At 42.0% G+C, this 11594-nt stretch carries 11 protein-coding genes and 1 pseudogene; 10 read left to right on the top strand and 2 right to left on the bottom strand.

Going from position 1 to position 11594, the window contains the following annotated elements; translation table 11 throughout:
- Nucleotides 1-18 precede the first annotated feature (18 nt).
- From BC351_RS44600 to BC351_RS37135, 7 genes and pseudogenes are all read left to right on the top strand, one after another.
- Nucleotides 19-473, top strand: a pseudogene (locus tag BC351_RS44600) (RHS repeat-associated core domain-containing protein); the annotation flags it as partial.
- 1 nt (nucleotide 474) lies between these two features.
- Nucleotides 475-1005: RHS repeat-associated core domain-containing protein (locus BC351_RS43125; protein WP_208629911.1), on the top strand; the 531-nt coding region annotated here is incomplete at its 5' end.
- Between the two features lie 17 nt (nucleotides 1006-1022).
- Nucleotides 1023-1562, top strand: coding sequence for a TreTu family toxin (locus BC351_RS37160; RefSeq protein WP_079420672.1), 540 nt, complete (start codon nucleotides 1023-1025; stop codon nucleotides 1560-1562).
- The gene (locus BC351_RS37155) at nucleotides 1555-1869 is read left to right on the top strand and encodes an immunity protein TriTu family protein (protein WP_079420670.1); all 315 of its coding nucleotides are present in this window, start codon (nucleotides 1555-1557) and stop codon (nucleotides 1867-1869) included. Before BC351_RS37160 ends, BC351_RS37155 begins: the two co-directional genes overlap by 8 nt.
- Before the next feature lie 1127 nt (nucleotides 1870-2996).
- Complete coding sequence (locus BC351_RS37145; RefSeq protein WP_244209307.1) at nucleotides 2997-3296, top strand: hypothetical protein; 300 nt, start codon at nucleotides 2997-2999, stop codon at nucleotides 3294-3296.
- Nucleotides 3297-3887: 591 nt separating this feature from the next.
- Entirely contained in the window at nucleotides 3888-4496 is a 609-nt protein-coding gene (locus BC351_RS37140; RefSeq protein ID WP_079420664.1) for a GIY-YIG nuclease family protein, read from the top strand.
- A 27-nt stretch (nucleotides 4497-4523) separates the two neighbouring features.
- Entirely contained in the window at nucleotides 4524-4982 is a 459-nt protein-coding gene (locus BC351_RS37135) for an Imm26 family immunity protein (RefSeq protein ID WP_079420662.1), read from the top strand.
- A 547-nt stretch (nucleotides 4983-5529) separates the two neighbouring features.
- Here BC351_RS37135 and BC351_RS37130 read toward each other — a convergent pair.
- Together BC351_RS37130 and BC351_RS37125 are read right to left on the bottom strand one after the other, a co-directional pair.
- Complete coding sequence (locus tag BC351_RS37130) at nucleotides 5530-6033, bottom strand: hypothetical protein (protein ID WP_079420660.1); 504 nt, start codon at nucleotides 6031-6033, stop codon at nucleotides 5530-5532.
- Between the two features lie 10 nt (nucleotides 6034-6043).
- A complete protein-coding gene (locus tag BC351_RS37125; protein ID WP_079420658.1) occupies nucleotides 6044-6466 on the bottom strand; it encodes a hypothetical protein in 423 nt (140 codons plus the stop codon).
- 828 nt (nucleotides 6467-7294) lie between these two features.
- Here BC351_RS37125 and BC351_RS37120 point away from each other — a divergent pair.
- The 3 genes from BC351_RS37120 (at nucleotide 7295) to uxaC (ending at nucleotide 10514) form a co-directional block, all read left to right on the top strand.
- A complete protein-coding gene (locus tag BC351_RS37120; protein ID WP_079420656.1) occupies nucleotides 7295-7729 on the top strand; it encodes a hypothetical protein in 435 nt (144 codons plus the stop codon).
- Between the two features lie 303 nt (nucleotides 7730-8032).
- On the top strand, nucleotides 8033-8968 hold the full coding sequence (locus tag BC351_RS37115; protein ID WP_079420654.1) for a VanW family protein: 936 nt from the start codon (nucleotides 8033-8035) through the stop codon (nucleotides 8966-8968).
- Nucleotides 8969-9113: 145 nt separating this feature from the next.
- Nucleotides 9114-10514: a glucuronate isomerase gene (gene uxaC, locus BC351_RS37110; protein WP_079420652.1), complete on the top strand. Its 1401-nt coding sequence runs from the start codon at nucleotides 9114-9116 to the stop codon at nucleotides 10512-10514.
- The last annotated feature ends 1080 nt before the right edge of the window (nucleotides 10515-11594 follow it).

Below are 11594 nucleotides of genomic sequence, written 5' to 3'. Positions count from 1 at the left end.
AGTCCGGATTCAACATACGTGTACGATAAACGCAATCGCTTGACGAATGTCACGACGGTAGATAGTAGGAAAGTGACCTATAAATACAACGGTGACGGGCAATTATGGGAACGTACGGAGAATGGACAGACAACTAGGTACTATAACAACGGTGCAAACGTCATTGCGGAGGGTACAGTTGCTGGTGGTGTAGCGACTTTAAAAGCACGTTATATTCGTGGCAATGGCCTGATAGCACGTGAGGACTCCGCAGGGAAGGCGTATTACCTCCACAACGGTCATGGCGATGTGGTAAACTTAATGGATCGTACGGGTATGACGAAGCTTAATTCGTATCAGTATGATATATGGGGAAATATTGTCAGTCAACAGGAGAATGTACCACAGCTGTTTAAATATAGTGGTGAGATGTTCGATGATACAGCAAGTTTGCAGTATTTAAGAGCACGTTGGTATGACCCGAGTATGGGGCGNTGGGAACGTACGGAGAATGGACAGACAACTAGGTACTATAACAACGGTGCAAACGTCATTGCGGAGGGTACAGTTGCTGGTGGTGTAGCGACTTTAAAAGCACGTTATATTCGTGGCAATGGCCTGATAGCACGTGAGGACTCCGCAGGGAAGGCGTATTACCTCCACAACGGTCATGGCGATGTGGTAAACTTAATGGATCGTACGGGTATGACGAAGCTTAATTCGTATCAGTATGATATATGGGGAAATATTGTCAGTCAACAGGAGAATGTACCACAGCTGTTTAAATATAGTGGTGAGATGTTCGATGATACAGCAAGTTTGCAGTATTTAAGAGCACGTTGGTATGACCCGAGTATGGGGCGGTTTATTAATGAAGATAGCTATGAGGGGCAGATTGATAATCCGCTGAGCATGAATCTTTATACTTATGTTGGAAATAATCCGTTAACTCGCATTGACCCAACAGGTCATAAGTGGTACTATCTGTGGATTGATGATTTGGCGAAAAACGTAATGCTGGTTTAGAACAAAGAGCTAACGCAATGTTGGAAGACCCTAGTTGGTACAATATAGGCAACTGGGCAACCATGGGTACATTTGTTTCATTTAATGGGGCATTAAATCCAGCAGAACCTCTCTCATTGGAACATTGGGCAGATTCAGCAGCGACAGCGTTAACTGTAGTTGGTGGTCTTAAAGTAAGTGGTTCAGGGAAGATAGTGGCTAAAGGTGTGGGTGATACTGTCGCTCAGACTGTTGAAAGTACCAGAGTGGGAAGATGGATGAGTAAGGATGAGTATAACAAAATGATTGAGACTGGTAGGGTGCAAGAAGGTGGTGGCGGACAAACCTATGCAGCTTTTTCCAAAGATGCATTTCAAAAACAAGCCGCCTCTGATGCAATCTATGTAGAGTTTAATGTTCCTGCATCCACTTATGTGGTAACAAATAGTGAGCTAGGATGGATTAAGTTCGTGTCTCCAACATCTCTGGAAGGAAGATTGGCTGCGAGAAAAGGCATCGAAATTCCTTCATTGCCAGAGGCTAAAGATATCACTTTAATAGGAGGCAAGAATGAATAATAAATTTTTATTATGGGTGAAGAGTAAAGAATCAGTCCTACAAATCTCGAATATTACGTGCGAGATTAGAGATTCTACAGCAGAGGTTATTGAAAAAAAATCAGAGAATCCATGCCAAATAGTATTTTTTGATTCTGGAAAAAAGATGGGTTCAGTGTGTGTATGGAAATCTGGATTTATGGATATAGAGATACTTGATTTCGATACGGAGAAAAAAGAATATTATAAGCATTCTGATGATATTGGATTAAATCCAGATTTTGATGATATACTGCGTGAGTTCTTAGATAGAATGGTTCTTCAATAATTTAAAAACCTTGATCGGCTTCACGCCTTTCAAGGTTTCTTTTTGCTGTAGCAACGCTTAACGAAGCAAACCATGGCTTTTGGCGCTTCACAGTTCCAAAGCGCCGTAAAATCCCGAATGATCGAAACCTATGCCATTAGCAACCTTCACAGCCTCACTGTGCCTTATGCAGGGATAAACGGCTTGCCACCAAGTTGATTCCTTGCAGGGATGGCTTGCAGTCTTTCAAACCCTAGTCGGACAAGCTGCGCTGTCAGGATCGGTTTGAAAGGGCAAGCTCCCTGCTCAGTGAATCAACAGTGGCAAGCCGTTTATGCGCATAAGGCCCAGCGTGAGGCGTTTCGGTTGCCGTCATCAGCGGCTTTGATCCTTTGGATCTTAAACCTTCGTTCGCGCCGCGGCCAAGGATTGACGGCTTTTTACAAACGCACTCCCAAAGTGCTTCGCTCCTTCCCCCTTTTGGGGCTGGATACTTGTTCATGCCCTGCTGGCTTGCTCCTCACCTTGGCCCTTATTCACGGCAGCACAGGCTTCCTCGGTCGATCGATTCTCTTTCCTATCATGATGCCTGTCTGACCAAGCGTTGTTTGGACAGGCATTTGCATCATGAAGCAGAAGAATCGACCGAGGAAGCCTGTGGACGACAGCTATAGTGTAGCGGTATTCAAGAAGTTTACTTTGTCTGCAACTTAACTGACCTTTGTTGCGATGGGTACTGTGTGAGAGAGAACAATTTGGTAATGACCATTTAACGTATACAGGTGGATACGTTCAGGCTAGCCGTCCAGCCCTCTCCGAAAATCGTTAAAAAACTTCATTCGGGGGGGCTGAACATGGGAGGTATGAAAGTGTCAATTGACCGTATTGTAGTTGACTTTACTAATGTGTATTGGGACTTCTTTAATACGCTTTGAAATGGGTAGCAAAAGATGGTTTGAGAATTGTTATAATTAATATCTCTAAGCTTCCCTTCATGCTCTGTTTATGATTTATCTACAGATGCAGGTCGAGGCCTGTATCTTAGAAGCGTTAATGGTCAACGATTAGCGAAAAGTTCATCTGAGGTCTTAATTGAAGATTGCATTCCATTTTGGACTATTGTAATTCTTTACAAGGAGGAATATTTGGTGGAACTACTAGAAAATTTAGAAGAAGTATTAATAGGTGACGAAGGAGTCTTAATATCTTTAAGAATGGGTGATGGTCTAAACAAGGGTAAAGTGGAAGAAGCTTGTACAATTCTTGATAAATTAGCAATTATGTGGTCTGAGACGGATAGCATACCCAAAAAAGCAGTTGATTTGTTCATAAACATCTATCCAGTCTTGATGACTTCACAAGAGCACTACTCAGAGCATGAAGCCAGAGAGATAATGGATGCAGCAGACCAATTAATGATTAAAGTAATTAATTGTGTGAATCCTTAACTAAGTAGGATTAAATAAGGCAATTTCAATTATACTTCACCACCTTGCGATTAACCCTTGCTTGGTGGTTTTCTTTTTATCTGCCGCTCAAAAACTATTAGAACAATACCTAGAGACGGAAGTGAGTTGAACATAGTAAGATGAAATTATCTTACTCTTGTTGAAAAGGAAGAACATAATTGAAACTATATTCATTTTGGGGGCTTGTTGTTGTGGCTGCGGGTTCGTTATTCATCTACCGCTATCTCAGAGGATTCAGGAATGCTATTCTGTGGGCAATCTATTACTTTAGACGCTCCAGAAAATAGAATTCTTTCTTTTTATCCATACAAGGATAATCAAAGGAAAAATGGACACGACGATGTTGTGGGATTAACAGAAGTAACAGGTAATACGCTAAACACCTATACCTATGCCATGTGAGATAATCCGCCGATAACGAGTGAAACAGTAGCTCAGCCGTTCCGTTATAGTGGAGAGATGACGGACAGTACGACAGCATTGCAATATTTACGCGCGTGATGGTATGACCCAAGTATGGGGGCGGTTTATTAATGAGGATAGCTACATTGGGATCCATCCGGGAAGTGCATGGAGGATAGTATTTGTGCTGACGGAGAAACCAGTAGTAAAACGCCAGGTCGAATGTACGATGAATACTTAACTGGCAATGCATATGAAAAAGTTAATGGGTTAAATGGACTTAAGGATCAGGTATCGCTTGGTAATCAGGAAGATGCTCTTAAGGCTGCTAAGCAAATTGAAGAAATTCGTTCCAATCCATGCAGTTATGCTGCTTGTACTAAAGGTGATAGTGCAAGTTTTGTGTATGACGAGAATGGTGAGTTTGTCGGGGTAAAAACTACGTTCAAATCTGGTGAAACTGAAGGAATTGTGTATAAAAGTACTAATATTAATACAGGAAAAGAATATGTGGGACAAGCTAAGAGTATTGAGAGATATATACTTAGACAGAAAGAGCATGCGAGAAACAACGGTCAACAGTACGAGTTTGAAGAACTCGGGAGAGCATCAGCTAGGAAAAATTTGGATATTTTAGAACAAACAATGATAAACTTACATGGAGGTTTAGGCAAAGAAGGCGGGGCCCTTGAAAACGCAATGAATAAAATCAGAGAAAGTAAGTGGGAGTTACTTGGAATCCCTCGTGTATCAGGTAGAGTTCCTAATGATGAATAATTAAAATTATGAGAGGATACGGTCATAATGCCAAAGAAAAAAATTGAGTCTCAAATGGGAGATATATTCTCGATCGCAATTGATGACGAGAAGTTTTGTTATGGTCAGATTGTAGGGATGGATACAATCGTTATCTATGATATTGTTGTCAATGAGGGGCAATCTATTGAGGACATAACTAGCAGTTCAATTATGTTTTTAGTACACACAACTGATGCATACATTGAGGACGGGAAATGGCATCTTCTTGGAAATGCACCTGTCTCAGAAAACATCGAGTTTCCTCAATACAAAACATATACACTAGACGGATATGTTATCATTAACCACAATTCCAATAAATTAAGGAAAGAAAATAAAGTCGAAGAAACTAGTCTGACTGGAAAAAAATCGTACACCCCTAACGTTGTAGAAGAAGCTGTGAAGTCTAAATTTATCAGAAACGAAGAAACACCGTTTACTCAAAGATTTCTATATACTAAATAATAAGGTGCTCGATAAGAATCTAAGAATCTGTTTATCATTTTCTATAAGCACATAACTACTAGCCGCCTTGCGATTACGCTTGGCGGCGTTTTTTTACCACGTCTCAGCAGACCATGCAACAACCGCTTTTGCGCTTCGCGACTTAAAAGTGCCGTAAATTCCGAATGATCGAAGCTCACTGTCGACGGCAACCGAAACGCCTCATGCTGTGCCTTATGCGCATAAACGGCTTGCCGCTGTTGATTCACCGAGCAGGGAGCTTGCACCTTTCAAACCGATCCTGACAGCGCAGCCTGTCCGACTAGGGTTTGAAAGACTACAAGCCATCCCTGCAAGGAATTAACTTGGGGGCAAGCCGTTTATCCCTGCATAAGGCACAGTGAGGCTGTGAGGGTTGCCGGAGGCAGAGGCTTTGATCTTTCGTTATCTTGATGCACTTTGAGAGCGTGATGTACAGCAAGTCGGTTGTTATATTGTTGCAATAACAAAGGTAGAAAGTAGAAAAAAACCTTGCGAGGATTGCATCGCAAGGTGGCATGAAGAAAATCTATAAACTATTTCTCTGCTCAACGAGTTTTTTTAACTGTAATGCGTACAATCCATCACCAAAATGTTGTTCCATAACATTGAAAAATGCTTCAGCCGAATCTAACAACTTCTCAATAAATATTGAACTCTCAAAAGAGTACCTATTTTCATTAAGAGTAACAAACATTAACTTCTCATTCAGTTTTTGAAATTCTAGCTTGATAGGTTGATCTGGAAAGTAGGTTGAAGCGTTCCCTTGGGATTTAAATTGTTCTATCATATCAATGATGTAAGCCCAAAGTTGATCGATTAAGTCCCAATGAGAAAAGTTAATGATTGGCTGATAATTATATTCAATATAAATAGCACCACACACATAGTTCAAATCGACTTTATTGGCAATTTGATTCACTTTCACGTAGTTCTTAATGTTTATAAAATAGTTATGTGGATTGTTCACCGCATCAACAAGATCGGTTATTTTTGCATGAGGAAGTAATAAATATGAATCAATTTCCAACAATGGTTTTACCTCACTTTGGATAAAATTGACCTACTCTACCATTATTCAAACCTAATATATACTCCGTACCGTTGAATGACCCCGTGATTTGGTACATTCCAGTGCTACCTCTATTAATCAATGTCTGACGGTTTTGATTCATTACACTTTGTATTCCATTCGAAATATCATCAATACTAAGATTTTCATTAAAAAATGTCTGAGAGGATTTTACTGATCCGTCCCAATACGAAGGATGATGTCTTTCTAAGATATGAGTCATACCACTCTTGTCTAAAAGAAATTTGTTGTTACCAAACGTCATTGTAGTACTGCTAAAATTACTCAAAGCATTTACTACTGATTTAGGTCTAGCACGAATGACCTTCGTTACATTTAAGGCCTCGTCAGTTACTTCTACGGCACGCTCAATTGACTTATATTTATTAGCCAATTGAACAACGAGCTTCCCACCTTTTATTACTTTACCAACAGGAACAAACTTAAAGCAGCTAGGCCCTGATCAGCTACACTTGCATCAGAGTCCAGTAATGTATTTACATCATCAAGTATCGCAAAATCAAGTACTGCATTGGCGGCATTAGCCGAAGCGTCAAGTCCTGATTGCGTCTTACTTACAAACATATCCTTCGCTTTGTTAATCCAGTTACATACATAACTGTCACCTACACAATGTCCACTAAGGTCTGTATACTTAATTGGATTATTTTGCACATAGGTGTAAAGGTTTAGCGTTAAAGGATTATCAATCTGCCCCTCAAAGCTATCCTCATTAATAAAGCCTCATTGTCCGATAGAAAAAGTGGCAATGTAACTTTCCAGTTACAACCCAATTATATCATCCAGCTTGCTTTAGTGGCACTGCTGCATCACTTATCCCGTTTTATTGTTCATTAGAGCATAGATAACATAAACTAAGTTCCACATGAGACAAATGATTACCTGAGTCTTTGACTTTGGAGCGCATATTTTTTTGGGAAATCAGGTCAGCGATACCGCGGCAGACAGAAAGAAACCTGCGGTGAAAGTACTCATGAAACCACGGATTCCTCGGCGTTTTGGTGTTCCGATGCACATTCACACCGCGCAATATTTTCTCCGCTTTCTTAGCAATAGCTTTATAAGTCACTATTCCAAATGTACAATTAACAAGTAACCAAATCAGTGAATTGCAGCAAGCAATCCATTATATGTAGATACTAGACATTCAAATTAATACGACAATTATTAATTGATAGCAGAATGAGATGGTGAACAATAAATGAATTTTACTGTATGTGCGTACAAAAATGCTGGTGATACTTTGGTTTTAAATCCACTAACTTTAAATGCAATTGGTGCAGGCGCTTCAACAAATCAACTGATAACTTTAGAACCGCAACATGATTACAAAGTAGTCGGTGAAAGACTGACAGAAGCTTTTGAGTTTTGTGAGAAAGAACCGTTTCTAAACAAGGGTATTTCTGGTAATTTACCTACTCTGCTTGGATTTAAGAACCCAGGTAAATTTGCGAAGGAATATTTGCACGTAATTGTCAGTATGAGAAATGACCTGGGAACTATTATATTTACTCCTATGAAAAGAGAAGGAAGTGGCTACGTTAACAACGGTCAAATCAAAGTAGAATTGCTTTTGAATGCGGCTCCTGAACAATTGGGAGAAGCTCTCCTTCAAGCATTTGAATCTTGCAAATAAATAAATCTGAGTCAGTAACTGCGATTAGCGTGAAGAATATCTTTGAAAATAAATCTTCAGATTTTTCAATAACACCCTAATATACAAATCGGATTTCTTAGACGGGGGTTCCCATTTAATTAAGGAGAGAAGCAGATTTCGCCATCTGTTGGATTTGTATAGCGAGAAGGGGGCGACAATTTGATCCCCCTTTTTCGTAAAATAGGTCAGATTTTTCATCAAATACACGACTTATGCCAGAAGAATTGTTTTACATAGTATGGAATGATTTCAATTGTTTACAATAGGGGAGGGGTGATAATCATGATGGTCGGATGGATTGTTGGCCTACTGCTCCTCTCGCAGCAGAATGTGGCTCCGGATCGAATAACAATCGATGAAAAAAGTGGACAAATCATGGCCGATTTGGAAAGGGGAGCTTACTCAATTAATTATCTGGATGTTCCTCTGATTGACAATGAACGATTGCATCAACTGACAGACGAAGTGACGAAGAAGATATTTCGCAAGCCGAAGAATGCCATCATCAACGATGCAGGAGCCATTGTTAAAGAAGTAGCAGGCGTGCAGCTGAACCAAAAGGCGTTTGTGGAGTCATTTTATAAGCATTTTTATGGCGAGGGTCCTATGACCTTTGAAGTTCCACAGAAGCCTATTTATCCCAAGGTGGACAGTGAGCTGTTAGCGAGCATTCGCGTAAATCCGATTGGTTACTATGTGACCTATTTTAATTCAAATAATCACCATCGCTACAATAACATAAAGCTTGCGACCCAAGCGATTAATAATTATGTTGTTCAGCCCAATGAAACTTTTTCGTTTAACAGAGTTGTTGGCGAACGAACCCGGGGGAGAGGGTATATGTCGGCGAAGGTCATTGTAAGGGGTGAATTTTCGGAAGGAATCGGTGGTGGGATTTGTCAGATTTCATCTACCTTATACAACGCGGCTGACCGTGCCGGTCTGACCATCGTGGAACGTTTCTCGCACAGCAGATCGGTTCCCTACGTGCCATCAGGCAGGGATGCTACTGTAAACTGGGGAGGACCTGATTTCAGCTTCAAAAATAATTATAATCAACCGATTTTGATTAGGGCGCATGCGATGCCGGGACGCGTATATGTAAGCCTGTTGTCCTCGGACAGCATTAACCACAAACCTCGGCATGTGCCTAGCGCTTCTGAATCTTTGCCGGAAGAGATTAACGCTGGAACCGATGTCGGACAACCCGTGCCTTAAGATGCTTATTTCACATGCTTGCAGGCAAAGGTCAATATATGCACATATTTGTAAAAATAAAAGCAAAAAATCGCAAGATTTCCGGCTAACCTTTCGCTAGAATAGAGGCAGATCATTCAGCTTGAGAAGGGTGGAAATCAGCTTCATGAAAACTTTTTTGGATGAGAACTTTTTGCTTACGAACGATACGGCTGTTCATTTATTCCATGAATTTGCCAAAGATTTACCCATCATTGACTACCACTGTCATTTAAGTCCTAAGGAAATTTATGAAAATAAACAATTCAGCAACATAACCGAAGCTTGGCTGTACGGGGATCACTATAAGTGGAGAATGATGCGTGCCAATGGCGTAGAAGAGACGAAGGTTACGGGAGAAGCTAGCGATTACGATCGTTTTGCTGCATGGGCCGCGACACTTCCGATGGCGATTGGCAACCCGCTGTACCATTGGTCCCATATGGAGCTGCAAACGTATTTTGGCGTGTATGACTTAATTAACGAACAGAACGCGCCTGTGATTTGGGGAAAAGTAAATGCCAAGCTGGCTGAAGGCGGCTCGCGTGCGAGAGACTTGATCACCAATTCCAAAGTAACGGTTATCTGTACGACTGATGATCCGGTGGATTCCTTGGAATATCACATCAAAATCAAAGAAATCAAAGATTTCAACACGCAAGTATTGCCGTCCTTCCGTCCTGATAAAGCGCTTGAAATCAACCGGGCGACTTTCCTGCCATGGATCAGCCAATTGGAGAAATCCGCAGGCATCACGATTAGCTCCTATGATGATTTGTTGGCGGGACTTGAAAGCAGAGCCGAATTTTTTGCTTCTGTTGGCTGCAAAGTATCTGACCATGCCTTGGATTATGTTCCTTTTGCGACTGCGACCAAAGAAGAAGTGGATGAGATCTTCAAAGCCGGATTGGCGGGCAAGGCTGTCAGCTTGGAAGACGAGAAGAAATATAAAGCGTTCACATTGCTGTTCCTGGGCGGCATCTACAAAAGGCTGGATTGGGCAATGCAGTACCATATCAACGCTTCCCGGAACAATAATGGACAAGCGTTCGCTAAGCTGGGTCCGGATACGGGCTTTGACTCGATCAATGACAGTCCGGTTGCCAGTGCTCTTACAGGCTTGCTGTCATCTCTAGCGGTTGCGGATTCGCTGCCGAGAACGATTTTGTATTCGCTGAATGCCCGCGATAATGAAATTCTGGCTTCCTTGATGGGCAGCTTCCAAGGTGATGGTATCCCAGGCAAAATCCAGCTCGGCGCTGCTTGGTGGTTCAACGATACCAGAGACGGCATGGTGCAGCAGATGAAATCGCTGGGTAACTTCGGCTTGCTCGGCCGTTTCGTAGGGATGCTGACAGACTCCCGCAGCTTCTTGTCCTACACGCGACACGAATACTTCCGCAGAATCCTCTGTAACATGTTCGGCGAGTGGGTTGAAGCGGGTGAATTCCCGAATGACGAGCAGCTGCTGAAGCAGTTGGTTCAAGGGATTTCCTATCATAACGCGAAGCAATATTTTGGATTTTAAGATAAGCTAACCTCCGTGCTTGCGCTGAGGCTGCTGAAATCGTTGATTTCAGTGGCTTTGGTGCAGGGTGGAGGTTTTTTGTTTTTTTGGTGGGGATGAGAGTGAGGGTGGGAGTGGGAGCAGGAGTAGAAGTAGAAGTAGAAGTAGAAGTAGAAGTAGGAGTAGGAGGAGGGGGGTTAAAAGTGACTAATTTGTTGGACGTTCATGCAGAATGGACGGGAAAGAGGAGTTGAGAGTGGTGAGTTGTAAATGAAAAGGAACTATGATCCGATAATTGGCGGGAACTGGGGTAAAAGTAGCATGAAAGGGAACTGAGGTACGCTAATTAAGTGGAAACTACTGATTTCGACTGGGAAATGGTGGATTAGCGGATCATAGTTCCCTTTGGAGTGAATTTAGGTGGTTTTCAGCCATATAGCGGATCATAGTTCCCTTTGGGCTATGCGGTGACATAGAACCTAGTGTGAAAAGGGCGTAGGGTGGGTGTTTTTTGTTTTTTGGTGGGGATGAGAGTGAGGGTGGGAGTAGGAGTAGGAGTAGGAGCAGTAGGGGGGGGAAAGTGACTAATTTGTTGGACGTTCATGCAGAATGGACGGGAAAGAGGGGGTGAGAGTGGTGAGTTGTAAATGAAAAGGAACTATGATCCGCTAATTGGCGGGAACTGGGGTAAAAGCAGCATGAAAGGGAACTGAGGTACGCTAATTAAGTGGAAACTACTGATTTCGATTGGGAAATGGTGGATTAGCGGATCATAGTTCCCTCCCTCTGTTCTTAGCGTTTTTCTTGCATATACTCGCTCATTCGTAGGATTACATCATTCTTGAAGCAGGGTTCTCTAGAAGATGAGGGAGCTGTTTCTCTAAAATCATCAAGAGGGCATGCGGGAATAGAGGAAGTGTTATTAATTCCTCATTTTCCCATATGTGCACGTTTGACTCCACGGTCTCTTGGTGGTTTACCCTCCCATGACTCAACGGGTCGCAGCCCTTACATTCCTTCGTTATACCTGTCCAAGAGGTGGAGGCCGAGATGCTCTAGTAACGGGTCTGTGCCCTTTGGGAACTACTACTCGGTACTTCC

Source organism: Paenibacillus ferrarius, from assembly GCF_002027705.1.
Taxonomy (GTDB): Bacteria; Bacillota; Bacilli; order Paenibacillales; family NBRC-103111; genus Paenibacillus_E; species Paenibacillus_E ferrarius.
Note: the sequence above shows the minus strand (reverse complement) of the source record. Positions and strands in the feature narration are given on the sequence as shown.

Coding starts and splice junctions, on each gene's coding strand:
- BC351_RS37160 (WP_079420672.1), top strand. CDS start 1,023: ATGTTGGAAGACCCTAGTTGGTACAATATAGGCAACTGGGCAACCATG.
- BC351_RS37155 (WP_079420670.1), top strand. CDS start 1,555: ATGAATAATAAATTTTTATTATGGGTGAAGAGTAAAGAATCAGTCCTA.
- BC351_RS37120 (WP_079420656.1), top strand. CDS start 7,295: ATGAATTTTACTGTATGTGCGTACAAAAATGCTGGTGATACTTTGGTT.
- BC351_RS37135 (WP_079420662.1), top strand. CDS start 4,524: ATGCCAAAGAAAAAAATTGAGTCTCAAATGGGAGATATATTCTCGATC.
- BC351_RS37115 (WP_079420654.1), top strand. CDS start 8,033: ATGATGGTCGGATGGATTGTTGGCCTACTGCTCCTCTCGCAGCAGAAT.
- uxaC (WP_079420652.1), top strand. CDS start 9,114: ATGAAAACTTTTTTGGATGAGAACTTTTTGCTTACGAACGATACGGCT.
- BC351_RS37140 (WP_079420664.1), top strand. CDS start 3,888: ATGGAGGATAGTATTTGTGCTGACGGAGAAACCAGTAGTAAAACGCCA.